We start from the raw sequence: 18,388 nt of genomic DNA, 5'->3' as shown, positions 1-18,388 counted from the left end.
AACAACTGCACCAGCCATGGCGACGCGCGTCTTACCTCCATTTGGCTGCCGTAAGGCAGGCAAATAGCAGCAATCCAGAAGCGAGCCGAACGCCTTCGCTAGGCTCACAGCTTCCCCCAGCGACACTTCGATCGTGGAGATGCGGTTGATATGATAACGCTCGTTCATCAAATGCACCCGCGCAGCACATGTCGACCGGCCCCGTAAACCGAGCCCCAATCGCAAGCGTGTCGAGCCGTTCAGCTTGTGGAGTGAGGCACTCAAGCCGCCGAATCTCCGCGAGCGCTGGGGACAAGAGAACCTTCGTAGGCGGCTGGTGTTGATGCGGCCTGTTTGCCTAGCTTATGTTGGGATGATGGGAAGGCACGATCGACCGGACGGCATCGGCCGCCGCGCTCCATGTTGGCAGCTACGCGCTACGGCGGCCTCGCGGCAAACGGCGGACGGTGGGATCGGCACGATACCGCGGATCATGCTCACCGGCCATCCGGTTCCGGGGCGGCACGAGGTGCGGCCGCGGTCCAGTCCACCCTCTTTGCGATTGATGGAACGATGAAGCCGTCGCTCGCCAGCATCGGCGCGCACGGCAGCGCGCTGGTGGTCGTAGACGATTTTGATGGCGACGTTCCCGCGGTAATCGACGCGGCGGCGGCGCTGGCACCGTTCGGTCGCGCGGAAAACAGTCACTATCCGGGCCTGCGCCGGCTGCTGACCCGGGCCGACGGCGCCGCCTGGGCCTATGCCGAGCGGACGCTGCGCGCCATCGCCCCGTTCATCGGCGGCGCGTTCGATGCGGACCGCTTCGACATCGAGGAAGCGAGCTTCTCCCTCGTCACCGATCCTCCCTCGACATTGGCGCAGCAGCAGCGCTTGCCGCATTATGACTCGGTCGATCCCGACTATCTCGCGATCCTGCATTATTTGGGCGGGACGGGGGGCACCGGCACCGGTTTCTATCGCCAACGCTCGACAGGGATCGAGCGGGTCGAGCCGGGCAACCAGGCGGCCTTCATCAACGCGGCGCGGCGCGAGGGCGCGGCGGCGTCGGGTTATATCGCCGGTTCGAACCCATGCTTCGAGCAGGTCGCGGCGATCGCCGCAATGCCGGACCGGCTGGTGATCTACCAGGGTTGCCTGCTCCATTCCGGCATCATCCCGCCGGAGCTGCCGCTATCGGCCGATCCGCGCGAGGGCCGGCTTACCGGCAACTTCTTCGTCAAGATCCACCGCCGCCTACGATGAAGATCAATCAGCCGCCGGTGGGTAGGCAGCAGGCGTAGCGCTGCTTTCGCAAAGCGCTAAGCTGCGGACCAAGGAGACCCTGTGCCGATGTTACGACTCCGCGCGCTGGGCGTCGCCATGCTGGTGCAGCTGGCCGCCTGCTTGCCCGCCCCCGCGCAGGTGATCGTGCGCTCACCGGACGGGCGCGCCGCCGTAACCGTCTCGATCGCGGACGGACGGCCGCTCTGGTCGGTCGCCTGGCGCGGTCGGCCGGTGCTCGATCCCGCACCGATCGGGCTGCGCTTCGCCGACCGGCCTGGCGACGCGTTGCGGATCGCGGGGGTCATGCGGCGCAGCCACGACGGCTTGGTCACGGGCCTGATCGGCAAGGCGAGCACCGCGCGCGACCGCTACGTCGAGGCGGTGCTGACGCTGGCGGGCGACCGCGCGCCGCTGGAGCTGGTGGTGCGGGCCTATGACGACGGCGTCGCCTATCGTTGGCGGTTCCGCAGCGCCGGCGCCTTCGCGATCGCCGACGAGGACGCCGGGTTCGGGGCGCCGGCGTCGGCCGACGCCTGGGTGATGCCGGTCGACGGCTTCGGCTCCTCCTATGAAGAATACTACCACGCCAGCCCGCTGAGCCAAGCCGCCCCCTCCGGTGCGCTGCTGGCGTTGCCGATCCTGGTGCGGCGGGGCGGCGCTTGGGCGGGGATCACCGAGGCGGCGCTGCACGATTGGGCCGGGCTGTATCTCGTTCGCCTCGACAGCGCACCGGGGCTCGCCTCGCGCCTGTCGCCCCGCCTCGACCGGCCCGGTGTTGCCGTGATCGGCGGGGCCGGTCCGCATGTCTCCCCGTGGCGGGTCGTCATGCTCGGCGACGCGCCGGGCCGGCTGGTCGAGTCCAATCTGGTCACGCTGCTCAACCCGCCGCCTGACCGCCGCGACTGGTCATGGGTCAAGCCCGGCAAGACCAGCTTCCCGTGGTGGAACGATTATGTCTGGCCTGGTCAGAACTTCACGCCGGGCCTGAACACCGCAACAATGGACGCCTATATCGATTTCGACGCCGCGCACGGCATCCCCTATCACACGCTGGACGGCTTCGAGGGTCAGGCCTGGTATCCCGGCCCGATCGGCCCCGACGGCACCTTCCAGGACCTGACGCACGCGCGGTCCGGGATCGACATGGGCGAGATCCTCGCGCGCGCCCGCCGACAGGGCGTGCGGCTGCGGCTGTGGTGCCACTGGCTGCCGCTTAGCCAGCAGTTAGACGCGGCGCTGGATCAGTGGGAGAAATGGGGCGTCGCCGGACTGATGGTCGACTTCATGAACCGCGACGACCAGCAGATGGTCGCCTTCTACGACGAGGTGGCGCGCAAGGCGGCGGACCATCACCTGACGGTGGTCTATCATGGCGCGTTCAAGCCGACGGGCGAGAACCGCACCTGGCCCAATGTCCTGACGCGCGAAGGCGTGCGCGGCACCGAATACGACAAGTTCCCCGACAATCCCGGCAGCACGCCCGCGCACGAGGCGACGACGCCGTTCGTCAGGATGCTCGCCGGGCCCATGGACATCCACGAGGGCGGCTTCGACGCCGTTTCGCCCACCGACTTCCGCAATCGGCAACGGGCGCCGCAAGTGATGGGGACGCGCGCACGGGCGCTCGCCACCTACGTGGTGGAGGAGAACGCGTCGTCGATGGTCGCCGACACCCCGGCCAACTATGTCCACGCGCCCGAGTTCGCCTTCGTCGCCGCGACGCCGACGACCTGGGACGAAACGCGCGTGCTCGCGGGCGAGGTCGGGCGTTACATCGTCGTCGCGCGGCGGCGCGGCGCGGACTGGTGGATCGGCGCTGTCAACGACGGGGAGGCCCGTGCCGTCACCGTCCCGCTGGCGTTGCTGCGTCGCTCGACGTGGAAGCTCGACGCCTATGCCGACACCGCCGCGCGAAACATGGCCGCCCACCTGACGGCGCGGGTCGGGCCCGACACCCGCCTGCGGCTGTGGCTGACGAGCGCCGGCGGTTACGCCGCGCGACTGTCGCCGCTGCGCTGACCAACGGGCCGCGAAGCAGGGGCGGCCTGCCACGCACTTGGTATCGATATCACAAACGTGGGCTGATCTCGTCCAGGCCGGCGCTATCGATGTTGGGATGCAACAAACGGTTCAGACGTCCGCTCGCGACGAGGCAGCTTGATAATGGTATCGATGTCTTCTACACCGTGCGCCAGAAGGGGTGGCAGCGGCGCTGGTTGGCGACGCAGCCATCATAAAAACAGGAGGGGAACGGCGCGAGTCGGGGAACGGCTCGTCCCGGTTGGTCCTCCAATTAAGGAGACACCATGCGCACCAAGCGGAGCCTGCTAGCGTCGTCGACCTCGGCCGTGGCCGTCGCCTGGTTCGCAAGCGCGTCGCCAACCCTAGCGCAGGACGCGCCGGCGAGCGGCAGCGCCGCCAGCCCCGTCGGCGGTCAGGCGGCTGGCTCCAACCAGACGCCGGGTTCGCAGGCAGGAGTTGCCGCCGAACAGGCCGGCTCCGCGCAGGGCGACCAGCCGTCCGACGTCGACGAGGTCGTGGTCACCGGCTCGACCAGCAAGCGCACGCTGCTCGACGCCTCGGTCGCGATCACCCTCGTCAACCGCCAGCAGTTGGAACAGAAGGCGCCCCGCTCCACCGCCGACGTGCTGGAGACGATCCCCGGTTTCTTCGTCGAGGGCACCGCGGGGCCGGTGTCGAACAACTATTCGGTGCGCGGCCTGCCGGGCGGCGGCTCCACCTTCGTGCGGCTGATCGAGGACGGCATGCCGCTGCTGTATGGCGGCCTCAACGACGACGAGGTGCTGCAGTACGACCTGTCCTACGATCGCGTGGAGGCGATCCAGGGCGGCACCTCGGGCGTGCTGACCCAGAACGCCGCCGGCGCGTCGGTCAACTTCATCTCGCGCAAGCTCAATTTCGACCATGCCGGCGGCCTAGCGCGCATCCAGGGCACCACCTATGGCGATCGGCGCGCGGATCTGTGGTATTCCGCGCCGCTCGGGCAGGGTTTCGCCTTCGCGATCAGTGGCTATTTCGATTCGACGCCGGGCGTGCGCAGCTCGCCCTTCACCTATCATACGTGGCGGCTGAAGGCGCAGCTGCAGAAGCAGTTCGACGACGGCGGCTTCATCGGGCTGACTTACAAGCACTGGGACGAGCACGATCCCTATTACGCGGACCAGCCCTATTCCTTCCAGAACGGCGAGATCGGGGGCGTGCCCTCGCTCGGTACGCAGTTCGGCAACATCATCGGCGCCGGCTTCGGCCGGGTGGTGGTGCCCGACTCGACCGCGGCGGGCGAGCCGCTGCGCACGTTCAGCCTACTGGAGGGCGTGCACCCCCAGGGGAACATCTATCGGATCGACATCGATAAGCCGGTCAGCGACTCCATCTCGCTGTTCGGGCGCGCGCGCTACACGGACACCACCTTTGCGTTCAATGGCGTGTTCGCCGGCAGCGGCACCGGCAACGGCGGCTTGGAAAGTGCGGTCAACTACCTAACCTATTCGCCGGTCTCACCCATCTTCGGGCTGCTGCAGCTAGGCACGGCGGCGTTCCCGACCATCCGCCAGTTCGGCATCAAGAGCCTGACCGACGGCACCATCATCCCGGCGTCCAACGCCGCCGCATTGAACGCGCTGAACGGCAACGGCCTCCTGGAGCAGACGGTGCTGAACCGCCAAGTCGTGACCCAGCGCGATTTCGGCAGCGACTTCGGGGTCCGCTGGGCGACTCGTGGCGACAACTTTCGCAACAGCCTGACGCTGGGCGGCATGGTTTACAGCTTCAAGCAGTACAACGACCAATCGGGCGTCGCGACGGTAGTCAACGACGTCCGCAACAACTCGAACATTTATGACGTCGTCGCGCTAGACGCGAACGGCGGCGTGGTCGGCACGCTGAGCAACAACGGCCTGATCTCGTACGGCAATTGGGGTTCGGGCATCAACAACACGAGGCTGGATTCGCAGTCAATCTATGTGAACGACGAGTTCGTCTTCAACGAGAAGCTGCACTTCGACGCCGGCCTGCGCTACGAGCACGAGCACACGACCGCGCACAACGGCAACAGCTCGCCCGAGACGATTCCGGCGGGGATCGGCGGCGTGGTCCGCACCAATCCCAACGCGTTCAACGGGACCTACTCCACCAGCGAAGGCTCGGAAAATCCGGTCAACTGGACGGTTGGCGCCAACTATGTCTTCGACCCGAGCTTTTCACTCTATGCCCGGTATGCGCGCTCCTATCAGACCCAGGGTGTCAATCCCGATCCGACCGGGTTGACCCTCTACGAAGCGGGCGTGACGTTCTCGAAATACGGGTTCCTCGGCACCGTCCGCGGCTTCCGCACGGAGTTCGACAATCTGAGTTCGGGCGGCGGCGTCGTGCCCGACAATCCCAACCTCAGCCAAGGCTTCTTCGCCGACACGCACACCAACGGCGTCGACGTGGACGCCTTCTACCGGCCGACCTTCAGCGGGTTCAGCGCCTTCTCGCTGCGCGCGCAGCTGACTTATCAGAAGACCGAGTTCGCCAACGTCCGCACCGGCGTGATCAATATCAACGGGCAGGACATCTCGTCGCAGGTGGACAATTTCTACAACGGGAAGACGCCGGGCCGCACGCCGGACTGGTTGTTTACCATCACGCCGCAGTTCGACCTGCCGAACGGGCTGGGCAACGTCTATGCCCGGTTCAAGCGGGTCGGGCGCATCTTCGCGGACGACGGCGATCAGCTGGCGCTGCCGGGATACAACGTCCTGACGCTCGGCGCGGCGGTGTCGCTGCGGCATGACATCACGCTCAACATCAGCGTCGACAACGTGACCAACGAACGCGGCCTGACGGAGGGCAATCCGCGCCAGGGCTTCACGCAGGCGGTGGTCAACGGCTATTTCTACGGCCGCGGCATCATCGGGACCAACGCGCTGGGCTCGATCTCCTTCGCCTTCTGATCGAGGGCGGCGGCGCCGCCGGCTCGGAGGTCTGCAAATGGGACGGTCATGACCGACAGGCGCATCCGGCAGGTGGTCATCCTCGGCGGCGGCACCGCCGGCTGGATGGCCGCCGCCGCCCTGTCCAAGGCGGCAAAGCGGCAGTTCCGCATCTCCCTGATCGAGTCCGACGAGATCGGCACTATCGGGGTGGGCGAGGCGACGATCCCCACCATCCACTGGTTCAACCAGCTGGTCGGGCTCGACGAGGCCCGGTTCGTGCGCGAGACGCAGGCGACCTACAAGCTCGGCATCGAGTTCGTCGGCTGGGCGAAGCCGGGTCACCGTTATTTCCATCCCTTCGGGCGCTACGGCGCGCCGCCGGACGGCCCGATGTTCCTCCACCACCTCATCCGCGCCCGGCTGGGCGGGCTGGCGGATCGGTTCGAGGATTACTCCCTCGCGACGCAGGCGGCGCTGGCGGGCCGCTTCGCCAAGCCGACGGACGATCCGCGCAACTGGCTGTCGACGCTCGGCTACGCCTATCATTTCGACGCCGCGCTCTACGCGCGGCACCTGCGCGAGCTGGCGGAGAGCCGCGGCGTCGCGCGGCGCGAGGGCAAGGTCGCGCGTGTCGAGCAGGACGGCGAGACCGGCTTCGTCACCGCGCTGGTCACCGATCGCGGCGAGCGGATCGAGGGCGACCTGTTCCTCGACTGTTCGGGGATGCGCGCGCTGCTGATCGGCGACACGCTCGGCAGCCCCTTCGAGGACTGGTCGCACTGGCTGCCGTGCGACCGCGCGCTGGCGGTGCCGAGCGAGCGCGTCGCGCCGCCGACGCCGTTCACCCGCGCCACCGCTGACGAAGCCGGGTGGCGCTGGCGCATCCCGCTGCGCCACCGCACCGGCAACGGCTATGTCTACAGCAGCGCCTTTATCGGCGACGATGCAGCGGCCGCGGCGCTGCTCGCCGGCCTCGACGGCCGCCCGCTCGCCGATCCGCGGCCGATTCGCTTCCGGACCGGGCGACGGCGCGAGGCATGGCGCAAGAACGTCGTCGCGGTGGGGCTCTCGTCCGGCTTCCTGGAGCCGCTCGAATCGACGTCGATCCACCTGATCCAGAGCGCGATCGCCAAGCTGCTGTCGCTGTTCCCGACGCGCGACTGCGAGCCGCTGGTCGCCGAGCAGTTCAATCGCGTGCTCGGCGACGATTACGAGGCGGTGCGCGACTTCCTGGTGCTGCACTACCACGCGACGGCCGACCGGACGCAGCCTTTGTGGGAGCATTGCCGCCACATGATGCTGCCCGACACGCTGGTCTACAAGGAGGAGCAGTTCCGTCGCACCGGGCGGATCGTGCTCGGCACCGACGAGCTGTTCCGCGAGGCGAGCTGGTTCGCCGTGCTGATGGGCCAGGGCATCGCGCCGCGCGACTACAATCCGCTGATGGACGCGGTGCCGGCCGGGGCCGCGCTGGCGCACCTCGCGCAGGTGAAGCAGGCGATCCGCGCCGCCGCCGAGCGCATGCCGAGCCATGAGGCCGCCCTGCGCGATCAGATCGCCGCCGAGCCCGCGCCGGCGCGGGCCGTGGCATGAGCTCCGCCCTTTCCCGCATCGGCGGCAGCACGTCTTGGCGTCGCGCCTTGTGGGCGGCCGCGGCTGCGGGATCACTGCTCGGCGCCGCGCCGGCCCCTGATCGCCTGCAGTTCGCCAGGACCGAGGGATTGAACCTCAACGCCTTCGTGCAGGACGGCCAGGTCGCCGCGCACCTGCTGCTCCGGTCGGGCAAGACGCCGCGCATCCTGGTCGCGTTCCCGGCGGGCAACAGCGGCGTCGGACTGTGGTTCGCGCCCGAGGCGGACCCGGTCACGTGGCGGCTGACCGGATCGCCGCAGCCGGTCGTCGAGCGCGACGCCAGAGGCCGGCCGCTCTACGGCGTCCGCGCCGAGACGGAGGTGCGCGCGCGGTCACTGACGATCGGCAAGGCGGTGCTGTCGAGCGTGCGGGTGCTGCGCGACTATCAGGCGCTCGGGACGGTCCCTTCCGCCGTCGACGCGAAGCCGGCGTTCACGGCGGATGCGGTCCGCTGGTCGCGCGACCGGCTGGACGGCGCCCCCGGCTACGGCCTGGCCGTGCGGGTGCTGCACGGCACGCGGGTCGGCGATCGCCTCGTCGCCGGGGCCGATGGCCGCCTCGTGCTCGCCATTACGGCGCTGTCGGGCGAGCCGCCGCTGACCCCCTTCCCCGCGGCGGGGCTGCTGACCGCGCGCGCGGCCGCCGATCCGGCGGCGCGGCAGTCGCTGCGCTTCCTCAGCTATCGCGAGAAGTTCCTCGCCGGCTCCTGGCGTTTCAACACCTATTTCGGCCGCGATACTCTCCTGTCGCTGCGGCTGCTGATGCCGGCGCTGACGCCGGACGCGGTGGAGACCGGGCTGGCCGCCGTGCTGACGCGCCTCTCGCCCGCGGGCGAGGTGGCGCATGAGGAGGACATCGGCGAGTTCGCGATCCTCGACCATCTCAAGGCCGACCGGAGCCGCTCGGACGCGCCGGTCTACGACTACAAGATGATCGACAGCAGCTGGCTGCTCGCGCCGGTCGCGAGCGCGTGGCTGCTCGACGATCCGCGCGCCGCCGGGCGCGCCCGCGCATTCCTGGCGGGGGCGGACGCCCGACCGGGCGGGGCAGCGCGGCGGCGGGGCGACGAGCTGGTCGCAAACCTCCGGCTGGTGCTGCGCCTCGCGCGCCCGTTCGCCGACGATCCCCGCGCGGCGAACCTCCTCGCGCTAAAGCCGGGGGTGCCGGTGGGCGAGTGGCGGGACAGCAACACCGGGCTGGGCGGCGGGCGAATCCCGTATGACGTGAACGCCGTCCTGGCGCCCGCCGCGCTGCGCGCCGCGGCGCGGCTTAACGCCGCCAGGCTGCTCGACGGCTATCTGTCGCACGACGACCGTGCCGCCTTCGCGCGCGCCGGTGCGATGGCCGACCGCTGGGCGGCGGCCGCGCCGGGCTTCTTCCGCGTGTCGGAAGGCGCGGCCGCCGCCGCGCGCAACGTCGCCGCCTATGCCGCCGCGCAGGGCGTGCCAGCCGACGCCGCACGCGCCGCCTCGGGCGCGGGGGGCGCGCGCTTCTTCGCGCTGTCGCTGGACGCCGCGGGCGCGCCGGTGCGGGTGATGAACTCGGACCTCGGCTTCGAGCTGCTGTTCGGCGCGCCGCACGACACCGACGCGATGGCCGACGACGTGGCGACGCTGATGCGGCCGTTCCCGGCGGGGCTGATGACGGGCGTCGGCATGGTGGTCGCCAACGCCGCCTACGCCCCGGCGGCACTGCAGCCGAGCTTCGACCGCAGCGCCTATCATGGCGCGGTGGTCTGGTCGTGGCAGCAGGCCCTGTTCGCGGCGGGGCTGGCGCGGCAGCTGGCGCGCGACGATCTGTCCCCGGGCGCGCGGCAGACCCTTGCCGCCGCCCAGGCGCGGCTCTGGACGGCGATCGGCGCGACGGCGCGCATGAGCAATTCCGAGCTCTGGTCCTGGATCTATGCGGACGGCCGCTACCAGGTGGCGCCGTTCGGCGCGTCCGGCGGCGACGCCGACGAATCCAACGCCGCGCAGCTGTGGAGCACCGTCTATCTCGCGGTGCGTCCGCCGGGCCGGGGCTGAGCGATGGCGGGGGGCCATCAGAACGCCCGGGCCGTCGCGCCCGACACCGACGCGGACGATCCATGGGTCTTCTCCCGCGGCGCGCCGGCCGACGAAGACGCCTGGGCGAGCGAGGCCAGCCTGTTCGCGCTGGCCGACGGCGTGCTGGGCGTCCGCGGCGGCGTCGAGGAGCGGCCGCATACGGGCGGCGGCGCTTACCTGAACCGGGTCTATGACGCGGTCCCGCTGAGCTACCCGGAGCGGTTCAGCGGCTTCGCGACCCACACCGATACGCGCCTGCCGATGGCGGACGGGGCGGTGATCGACCTGCGCGTGGGCGACGGCCGGGTGGCGGACGGGCGGATGCTCGATTTCTGGCGGCGGCTGGACCTGCGCACGGGCGAGCTGGTCCGCTACACCCGCTGGCAGACGCCGGACGGGTCGATCATCGACGTGCTCGCGCGCCGTGTCGTGTTCGGCGGCGGCGTGCTGGCGTTGCGGCTGGAGGTCCGGTCGGTGGACCATTCCGGCCCGCTGACTGTCACGTCGCTGCTCGACGCCGGCGGCGCCGGCGCGGCGCAGGCGGGCGATCCGCGCCACGGCGTGGGCAGCGGTCACCATCTGGCGACGAGCGCCATCGGCAGCGACGGCGACGCGGCGTGGCTGCTGCAGCACGGCCGCCACGCCGGCGTCGGCGGCGCGGTGGCGCAGGCGCATCGCGTCGAGCGGCTGCGCCGGGAGGAGCCTGTCGCGCGCTCGGCCAGCGCGGCGATCACATACCGCGCGGACCTCGCGCCGGGCGAACAGGCCGTCTTCGAGAAGGTCGTCGCCTACGTCCCCTTCGACGCGGGCGAGGACGACCAGGCGCTGGCCGACGCCAGGGCGCGCGCGGCGCACCATGCCGGCCGCGGCTACGCGGCCGCGGCGGCGAGCGCCGCGCGCGAGCTCGCCCCGTTCTGGGAAGCGGCCGAGGTCACCATCCCGGACGACGCCGAGCTGACGCGGGCGATGCGCTTCAACCTCATGCACCTGCGCCGCAGCGCGCCAGCGGACGGCCGCAGCGGGCTCGCCGCGAAAGGGCTGACCGGCGAGGGCTATCAGGGCCACACCTTCTGGGACGCGGAGGCGTTCGCGCTGCCCGTCCTGGCGCTGACCGCGCCCGCGCTGGCCCGCAGCAATCTCGCCTTTCGGGTCGCCGGGCTCGACCGCGCGCGGCGTCATGCGCGGGAGATGGACCATTCGACCGGCGCGCTCTACCCTTGGCGCACGATCGGCGGCGACGAAGGCTCGGGCTATTTCCCGGCGGGCTCGGCGCAATACCACATCAACGCCGCGATCGCCTACGCCGTGCGCAGCTACGACCGCGCGACCGGCGACGACGCCTTCGTGCTCGGCGCGGCCGCGCCGATGGTGTTCGAGACCGCGCGGTTGTGGCTGGCAGCGGGCTTCCACGACTCGCGCGCGGACGGCGCCTTCCGGATTTGCAGCGTCACCGGACCCGACGAATACAGCGCGCTGGTCGACGACGACCATTACACCAACCGGCTGGCGCAGCTGCACCTTCGCTACGCGCTGGAGCTCGCGTCACGAGCTCCCGACGCCCCCGGCGCGCCGGACGCCGACGAGCGGGTGCGATGGGCCGATGCGGCGACGCGCATGCACCTGCCGCTGGACCCGGTGCTGGGCGTCCACCCGCAGGACTCGACGTTCCTCGGCAAGCCGGAATGGCCGTGGCAGGCCGACGGCGGCGACCGGCCGCTGCTGCTCCACTATCACCCCCTTACCCTCTATCGGCATCAGATCATCAAGCAGGCCAGCGTCGTGCTCGCGCATGCAGTCTGCGAGGTCGGCGACCCGGCGCAGCAGCGGCGCGACCTGACGTACTACGAGCCCCGGACGGTCCACGACTCGAGCCTGTCGGCCTCGAGCCACGCCATCGTCGCCGCCCGGCTCGGCCGTACCGCCGAGGCATGGCGCTTCCTCAGGGAGAGCGTCTTCATCGACCTCGACAATTTGCACGGCAATGTCGGGCACGGGCTGCACATGGCGTCAATGGCGGGCGGCTGGCAGGCGCTGGCCTGCGGCTTCGCGGGGCTGCGGGTCGTCGATGGCGCGCCCGCGCTGCTGCCGCGCACCGCGCCCGAGCTGCCGCGCTACGCCTTTCGCTTCGCGTGGCGCGGGGCGGCGCTGCGGGTCGAGGTCGACGCCGGCCGGTGCCGCTATTCACTCGGCGCCGAGGGCGGGCCGCTGACCTTCACCCATGACGGGCTGCCGCTGTCGCTCCGGCCCGGCGAGAGCGTCGAGCGCCCGACGCCGCGCTTCGGGTCGGCCCCGACCGGCGCGATCCGCGCGCTGCTGTTCGATCTCGACGGCGTGCTGACCGACACCGCGCGCCTGCATTATGTCGCGTGGCAGGCGCTGGCGGACGAGCTCGGCATCCCGTTCGACGCGGCCGCCAATGAGGCGCTGAAGGGCGTGGATCGCGACGGCTCGCTCGCGCTGATCCTCGCGCGGGGCACGCGGCGCTACGACGACGACGAGCGGCGCGCGCTGGCCGAGCGCAAGAACGCGCATTACCAGCGCCTGATCGCCGACATCACGCCGGCGGACCTGCTGCCCGGCGCCCGCGCAGCGCTGGAGCGCGCGCGCGCCGCGGGCCTGCCGGTGGCGCTCGCCTCCGCCAGCCGCAACGCGCGGACGCTGCTGGACCGGCTCGGCATCGCGCACTTCTTCGACGCGGTGGTTGATCCGGCCAGCGTCCCGCGCGGCAAGCCCGATCCGGCGATCTTCCTCGCCGCCGCGCGTAAGCTGGACGTCGATCCCGCCGCGTGCCTCGGCATCGAGGACAGCCACGCCGGGCTGCAGGCGATCAGGGCCGCCGGCATGACCGGGCTGGGCGTCGGCGACCCGGCGGCGCTCGCGGACGCTGACGCGGTGGTCGCCAATTTGGACGGGGTCGACTGGGCCGATCCGATCGGCGCGGGCCCGGTGCGGGCATGACGGACGCCCGATCGCCCGCCCCGCCGCTCCGCATCGTCGTGGCGCTGGGCGCGACCTACGCGCTGTACGGCGTGCTCATGAACAGCGTCGGCACGGTGATCCTGCAGTCGATCGCCAGCTTCGCGGTGTCCAAGACGGCGGGCTCAATCCTGGAGGGCTGCAAGGACCTGACCTGCGCGGCGGTGTCGTTCCTACTCGCCTCGTCGCTGCCCCGCTTCGGCTACCGCCGCGCGTTGGTCTGGGGCCTGCTGCTGCTCGGCGCGGGCTGCGCGGCGATGCCGGTCGCGCGCAGCTTCGGCATGACCGCGCTTAGCTTCGTCATCACCGGCGCGACCTTCGGCCTGTCGAAAGTGGTGGTCTACGGCACGATCGGCCTGATCGCGCCCGAGCCGCATCGCCACGCCAGCCTGACGGGGTTGATCGAGGGCGTGTTCATGGTGGGCGTGCTGGGCGGCTATTGGCTGTTCGGCGCCTTCATCAATCCCGACGCGCGGTTTGCGTGGCTGCGCGTTTATTGGCTGCTGGCCGGGTGCTGCGCCGCCCTCGCGGCGCTGTGGGCGGTGTCGCCGTTAGATGAGACGCCGCTCCGGCAACGCGAGGGCGGTTCGATGGGTGCGGAGTTCGTCGCCATGCTGACCCTGGTCCGGCAGCCCGTGGTGCGCGCGTTTCTGCTGTGCGCCTTCCTCTACGTGCTGATCGAACAGGGGTTGGGCACATGGATGCCGACCTTCAACCACGAGGTGCTGCGGTTGTCTCCGGTGCTAAGCGTCGAGGTGGCGAGCGTCTATGCGGGATCGCTGTGCGTCGGCCGGATTAGCGCGGGCCTGCTGCTGCGGCGGGTGTCGCGGTTCGGGTTCGTGATCTCCTGCACGGTGGCGATGGCGCCGCTGGTGTTGATCGCGCTCGCGGCGACCGCGCAGGCTGGCCTGGGGCCGATGGTGGAGCGCTGGCAGGCGATCGCGCCCAGCGCGCTGATCCTGCCGCTGATCGGGCTGCTGCTCGCGCCAATCTACCCGACGATCAACTCGGTCGTGCTGAGCGCGCTGCCGGTCGAGCGGCAGGCGGCGATGACGGGGCTGATCGTCGTCTTCTCGGCGATCGGCGGCACGCTGGGCTCGTTCCTGACCGCGCGCCTGTTCGCGGTCTTCGGCGGCCGCGTCGCGGTGGCGGGCGTGCTCGTCCCGGTGGCGCTGCTGCTCGCGAGCCTCGGGCTGCTGCGCCGACTGAGCCACGCCGCACGGCCCGCCAGCGGCGAGCCCGCGCCCGAACCGGCCTGATGCGCCGGTTCGCCGTTGCGGCGTCGGCCGCCCTCTCCGTGACGGCGTACGCGCCAGCCGATCCCGCCGCCGCGCGCGAGGACGTCGCCTGGACGGCCGATGCCAGTGGTCCGGGCCGGTTCATCGGCGTGCACGGCCGCCGCAGCTCGATCCTCGGTTATCCGCAGACGGGGCTGGAGATCTGGGCGTATCCGTTACAGCTGCTGAGCGGATACCAGCTGCGCTTCCGCGAAGCGGGACGCACCGAGCCGTGGAACGGCGCAACACTGCTGACCCGGATCGAAAGCCGCCCGTCGGAGGTGGTGCGTGTCTATAGCGGTCCCGATTTCGTCGTCCGCGAGCATCTTTTCACGCCGCTGAGCGCGCCCGGCGCGATCGTGACCTATGAGGTGGAGGGACGGCCGGACATCCAGATCGAGGCGCGGTTCCAGCCGTCACTCGATCTGATGTGGCCGGGCGCGCTGGGCGGACAGGAGATCGCCTGGAGCGACGCGCGATCGGGCTATGTCGAACGCGAGCCGCTGCACGGCTATGCCGCGACGATCCGTTCCGGCCAGGCGATCGCGCACGACGCGACGACAAACGTCGCGACCGGGCGGCCCGCCACACTCGGCCTCGTGATAGCCCCCAAGTCCGACGCAGACGGCATCCGGCGCGCGCGGCTAACCGTGACGCAGGACGAAGGCGGCGATCCCGCCGGCGCGTCGCTTGCGCTGGACCGCAACAGCGCCGCGCTCGCCGATGCCGCGACGGCACATTACGCCGCGGTCCGGGACGAGGCGGTGGAGATCGTCACCCCGGACGCCGAGGTGAACCGGGCGCTCGCCGCCGCGACCACCGATGTGGAGCAGGCCTGGGTCTGCGCCCCGGGGATCGGCTGCGGCATGGTAGGCGGCTACGGCCCGTCACGACCAGGGCGGCGGCCGCAATATGCCTGGTTCTTCGCCGGCGACGGGCTGGTCGCCGTCCAGGGCCTGCTCGCCGCCGGGCGCTACGAGCGCGCCCGCGACGAACTCGCCTTCGTGCTGCAGTATCAGAACGCGGCGAACGGCATGATCTGGCACGAGATCTCGACCAGCGCGCCGCTCATCGACTGGCAGCGCCGCTACCCGTATATGTTCGTCCATGTCGACATCACGCTCCAGTTCCTGTCGACGCTGTCTGCCTATGTCGAGACGACCGGCGACACCGCCTTCCTGGAGGCGCACTGGCGTGCGGTGCGAAGCGCTTGGCGCTATGCGCGCTCGCTGATCGATCCCCACACCGGGCTGCCGACCATCCCCGCGGGCAAGGAAGGACAGAACGAGCAGACCGTGCTGCACGACGATGTGCGGCTCTCGGCGGCGTGGATCGCTGCGGCCGATGGTTTTGCGCAGCTCGCCCGCACGGTCGGCGACCGCGGCGGCGCGCGCGAGGGCCAGCTGGCGCTCCGCCTGGCGCGGCAGGCCGTACGCGACACATACTGGGATGCCGCGAGCGGTTTCTGGTACGGCGGCCATGATACGGCCGGCCAAGCGGTGCGCGAGCAACGGCCCGACGCGCTGGGATTGTTGGAGGCTGGCGTTTTCACCCCCGCGCAGGCTGACCAGGCGCTGGAGCGGTTGGCAACGCCGGACTTCCAGACCGATTGGGGCATGCGCAGCCTGTCGGCGCGCGATCCGCATTATGATCCCAACACCTATGCCGACGGGGCCGTTTGGGGACTGGGTTCGAGCGCGGCGGCCACCAGCTTCTGGCGGTCACATCGTCCGTTCACTGCCTGGGACGCCTGGCACGGCATGGTCGCTTGGGCCGCGCTGGACAGCCCTGGCCATATGCATGAGGTGCTCGCGGGCGATCTGTTCCATTCCGAGCGGGAGTCGGTGCCCGAGCAGACCTGGACGTCGGCCGGCTTCCTCGCCGGCGCGGTCGATGGGCTGCTGGGATTGCAAGTGCGCGGCCGTGAGCGGCGCGTGATCCTGGCGCCCCATCTCCCGGCGGACTGGTCTCAGGTGAACGTCACGCGCGTGCGCGTCGGCGACACCCGCCTTTCCTTCCGCCTGTCGCAAGACGGTCAGGCGGCGACGCTGGAGGTCGATAATCCCGGCCCGCCGGTCACGATCGATTGGCAGCCCGAAATCCCGCTCGGTGCCAGCCTGACGGGTGCGGCGGACGGCGCGGCGGCGACCCTCCTGCACACCGCGCAGGACCAGCATGCGCGTCTGATCGTTGTCGCGGGCGAGAGGACGACGTGGGCGACAGTGCGCTACCGCGGCGGGGTGCGGATCGCGCCGGTAGAAGTCACGCCCCGCATCGGCGATCACAGCGTCAACCCCAAGCTCGTGTCGGCCCGTTGGGACGCGGGCGAGCGCCTCCGGCTCCGCGCCTATGTCGTCGATCCGGCGCATGCTGCGATCGACCTGTTCACCGCCATGCCGATCAGGCGCGTCACGGGCGGGGCGGTGACGGGCTGCGCCGCCGGACGCTGCCGGCTGGTGCTTCACGCGCCGACGCAGGGCGACGACCAGCCGGTCGACGTGGAGGTCGCCTTTGCAGGGGACGGCACGGGACCGTGACCCGCTGGACGGGCCGCCCGACCCTCAGCGCGAGCTGCTCTGGCGCACGATCAGCTCCACCTGCAGCGGTGGGCTCGCGCCGGGGGGCGCTTCGCGCTTCAGAGCAGCTAGAATCGCGTGGCCGAGCGCATGGCCGGCCGCGTTCCAATCCTGGCGGATGCTGCTCAGGCTCGGGCGGTGGGTCGACGCGATCGCGTTGTCGTCGAAACCCACCACGGCCACGTCGTTAGGCACGCGGAGGCGGTGCCGGTCCAGCTCCTCGCAGGCGCCCGCGGCGATAAAGTCGCTGACCGCCACGACCCCGTCGAACGCGATACCGTCCGTCAGCGCGGTCGCCACCGCCTGCGCCCCGCCCTTGGCCGAGAAACCACATGCCATCCGGCCCGCGAGCGCGGCGGGTGTGGAGGACAGGACGTCGCGCACACCCTCGAACCGGGCCATGATCTCCGGATGGCGGATGTCGCCCAGGAACAGCAACTTTCGACAGCCGCAATCGTCCACCAAGTGACGCGCGACGAGTTGGCCGCCGAGGCGGTTGTCGCTGCCGATCACCGGCACGCGCGACCCCGGCAGCGGCACGCCCCAGCCGACGGTCGGGAGGCCGACGCCCTGCACCTCCTCTAGCCGCCGGCCGTCCTCGCCCTGGCCGATCACCACCACGCCGTCCGCATCGATCGCGGTGGACGCCAGGAAATGGTCGCTGGTCGTCAGTAGCAGCGCATAATCGGCCGGCGTCAGCACCTCGATGAGTCCGCCAACCATCCATAGCAGCAGCGGATCGGAGATCGGCCGCTCAGACGACGCGACCTGCTCCATCACGACCGCGATCGTCTGGGTGCGCTGGGTCCTGAGATTGCGCGCCGCGGCGTTCATCCGGTAGCCTGCCTCGCGCGCGATCTTCACGATCCGGTCCCTGACCTCCGGCCGGACCAATTCGCTGCCCCGCAGCGCTCGGGAGACAGTGATCTTCGAGACACCGGCCAGCGTTGCGACCTCCTGCATCGTGGGCCGGCCGGGAACGGCGTTGAGCTTGTTCATCACGTCTCGCTTGTCATCGGTCGGCAGCGCGGACTGTCGGACCGGGGGCCGTGCGAGGAGAGCACGAATTAGCTCCGTGTCAACGTGCGTGCAGGCGTTATCAGAGCATTGTCAGACCCAGTGCACCGGCTGGCAAGCGGACCAGCGTAGGGCAGCGGCATGCCCCGCCCGCGTAAGCCTGAGAGCTCGTTCCGCTACTTCAACTCGTCGCCCGAGGTGATCCGGCTCGTAGTGATGATGTACGTCCGCTTCCCGCTGAGCCTCAGGAACGTCGAGGACCTGCTGGCGGAGCGCGGGATCGACATTTGCCATGAGACGGTGAGGATGTGGTGGAACCGCTTTGGCCCGCTATTCGCCGGCGACATCCGCCGCCAGCGGTCAGTCGCATGCGCGGGTTCCGCCACTGGCGATGGCATCTCGACGAGATGTACGTGAAGCTGAACGGGGAGATGGTCTACCTCTGGCGCGCGGTCGATCACGAGGGCGAGGTGCTGGAGAGCTACGTCACCAAGACCAGGGACAAGGCGGCCGCGCTCAGCTTCATGAAGAAGGCGCTGAAGCGCCACGGCTCGCCCGAGGCGATCACCACCGACGGGCTGCGTTCGTATCGGGCAGCGATTACCGAGCTAGGCTCGATTTCACTTAGACAGAAGCGTATCCGCTATTTCTGAGGTATGCGG

At 70.3% G+C, this 18,388-nt stretch carries 11 protein-coding genes; 10 read left to right on the top strand and 1 reads right to left on the bottom strand.

Annotated features, from left to right (window positions below; translation table 11 throughout):
• Positions 1–552: 552 nt before the first annotated feature.
• The 8 genes from ACFE64_RS07755 to ACFE64_RS07720 all read left to right on the top strand — a co-directional run bounded on the left by ACFE64_RS07755 (position 553) and on the right by ACFE64_RS07720 (position 16,670).
• Positions 553–1,242, top strand: a complete 690-nt coding sequence (locus ACFE64_RS07755; RefSeq protein WP_375391885.1) for a DUF6445 family protein — start codon at positions 553–555, stop codon at positions 1,240–1,242.
• An 87-nt stretch (positions 1,243–1,329) separates the two neighbouring features.
• Positions 1,330–3,282 (top strand): glycoside hydrolase family 97 protein, encoded by a 1,953-nt coding sequence (locus tag ACFE64_RS07750; RefSeq protein WP_375391884.1) that lies wholly within the window; start codon positions 1,330–1,332, stop codon positions 3,280–3,282.
• 287 nt (positions 3,283–3,569) lie between these two features.
• Positions 3,570–6,221 carry a TonB-dependent receptor domain-containing protein gene (locus tag ACFE64_RS07745; RefSeq protein ID WP_375391883.1) on the top strand — a complete coding sequence of 884 codons (2,652 nt, stop codon included), beginning with the start codon at positions 3,570–3,572 and terminating at the stop codon, positions 6,219–6,221.
• A 48-nt stretch (positions 6,222–6,269) separates the two neighbouring features.
• Positions 6,270–7,796 (top strand): tryptophan halogenase family protein, encoded by a 1,527-nt coding sequence (locus ACFE64_RS07740; protein WP_375391882.1) that lies wholly within the window; start codon positions 6,270–6,272, stop codon positions 7,794–7,796.
• Positions 7,793–9,859: a hypothetical protein gene (locus tag ACFE64_RS07735; protein ID WP_375391881.1), complete on the top strand. Its 2,067-nt coding sequence runs from the start codon at positions 7,793–7,795 to the stop codon at positions 9,857–9,859. The genes ACFE64_RS07740 and ACFE64_RS07735 overlap by 4 nt, the downstream gene beginning before the upstream one ends.
• A 3-nt stretch (positions 9,860–9,862) precedes the next feature.
• On the top strand, positions 9,863–12,838 hold the full coding sequence (pgmB, locus tag ACFE64_RS07730; RefSeq protein ID WP_375391880.1) for a beta-phosphoglucomutase: 2,976 nt from the start codon (positions 9,863–9,865) through the stop codon (positions 12,836–12,838).
• On the top strand, positions 12,835–14,115 hold the full coding sequence (locus tag ACFE64_RS07725) for a sugar MFS transporter (protein WP_375391879.1): 1,281 nt from the start codon (positions 12,835–12,837) through the stop codon (positions 14,113–14,115). The genes pgmB and ACFE64_RS07725 overlap by 4 nt, the downstream gene beginning before the upstream one ends.
• The gene (locus ACFE64_RS07720) at positions 14,115–16,670 is read left to right on the top strand and encodes an amylo-alpha-1,6-glucosidase (RefSeq protein WP_375391878.1); all 2,556 of its coding nucleotides are present in this window, start codon (positions 14,115–14,117) and stop codon (positions 16,668–16,670) included. The genes ACFE64_RS07725 and ACFE64_RS07720 overlap by 1 nt, the downstream gene beginning before the upstream one ends.
• 24 nt (positions 16,671–16,694) lie before the next feature.
• Here ACFE64_RS07720 and ACFE64_RS07715 read toward each other — a convergent pair whose 3' ends face one another.
• A complete protein-coding gene (locus ACFE64_RS07715; protein ID WP_375391877.1) occupies positions 16,695–17,708 on the bottom strand; it encodes a LacI family DNA-binding transcriptional regulator in 1,014 nt (337 codons plus the stop codon).
• A gap of 159 nt (positions 17,709–17,867) precedes the next feature.
• Here ACFE64_RS07715 and ACFE64_RS07710 point away from each other — a divergent pair, with 159 nt between their 5' ends.
• Positions 17,868–18,143, top strand: coding sequence for a hypothetical protein (locus ACFE64_RS07710; RefSeq protein ID WP_375391876.1), 276 nt, complete (start codon positions 17,868–17,870; stop codon positions 18,141–18,143).
• Complete coding sequence (locus ACFE64_RS07705) at positions 18,095–18,379, top strand: DDE-type integrase/transposase/recombinase (RefSeq protein WP_375391875.1); 285 nt, start codon at positions 18,095–18,097, stop codon at positions 18,377–18,379. Before ACFE64_RS07710 ends, ACFE64_RS07705 begins: the two co-directional genes overlap by 49 nt.
• The last annotated feature ends 9 nt before the right edge of the window (positions 18,380–18,388 follow it).

This window comes from uncultured Sphingomonas sp., assembly GCF_964250165.1.
In the GTDB taxonomy this organism is placed as follows: domain Bacteria; phylum Pseudomonadota; class Alphaproteobacteria; order Sphingomonadales; family Sphingomonadaceae; genus Sphingomonas.
This window is presented reverse-complemented; position numbering and strand designations above follow the sequence as displayed.

Bases quoted from the DNA above. Each gene is read 5' to 3' on its own strand.
- ACFE64_RS07750 (WP_375391884.1), top strand. From the start codon at position 1,330: ATGTTACGACTCCGCGCGCTGGGCGTCGCCATGCTGGTGCAGCTGGCC.
- ACFE64_RS07740 (WP_375391882.1), top strand. From the start codon at position 6,270: ATGACCGACAGGCGCATCCGGCAGGTGGTCATCCTCGGCGGCGGCACC.
- ACFE64_RS07705 (WP_375391875.1), top strand. From the start codon at position 18,095: ATGCGCGGGTTCCGCCACTGGCGATGGCATCTCGACGAGATGTACGTG.
- ACFE64_RS07710 (WP_375391876.1), top strand. From the start codon at position 17,868: ATGCCCCGCCCGCGTAAGCCTGAGAGCTCGTTCCGCTACTTCAACTCG.
- ACFE64_RS07755 (WP_375391885.1), top strand. From the start codon at position 553: ATGAAGCCGTCGCTCGCCAGCATCGGCGCGCACGGCAGCGCGCTGGTG.
- ACFE64_RS07715 (WP_375391877.1), bottom strand. From the start codon at position 17,708: ATGAACAAGCTCAACGCCGTTCCCGGCCGGCCCACGATGCAGGAGGTC.
- ACFE64_RS07745 (WP_375391883.1), top strand. From the start codon at position 3,570: ATGCGCACCAAGCGGAGCCTGCTAGCGTCGTCGACCTCGGCCGTGGCC.
- ACFE64_RS07735 (WP_375391881.1), top strand. From the start codon at position 7,793: ATGAGCTCCGCCCTTTCCCGCATCGGCGGCAGCACGTCTTGGCGTCGC.
- ACFE64_RS07720 (WP_375391878.1), top strand. From the start codon at position 14,115: ATGCGCCGGTTCGCCGTTGCGGCGTCGGCCGCCCTCTCCGTGACGGCG.
- pgmB (WP_375391880.1), top strand. From the start codon at position 9,863: ATGGCGGGGGGCCATCAGAACGCCCGGGCCGTCGCGCCCGACACCGAC.
- ACFE64_RS07725 (WP_375391879.1), top strand. From the start codon at position 12,835: ATGACGGACGCCCGATCGCCCGCCCCGCCGCTCCGCATCGTCGTGGCG.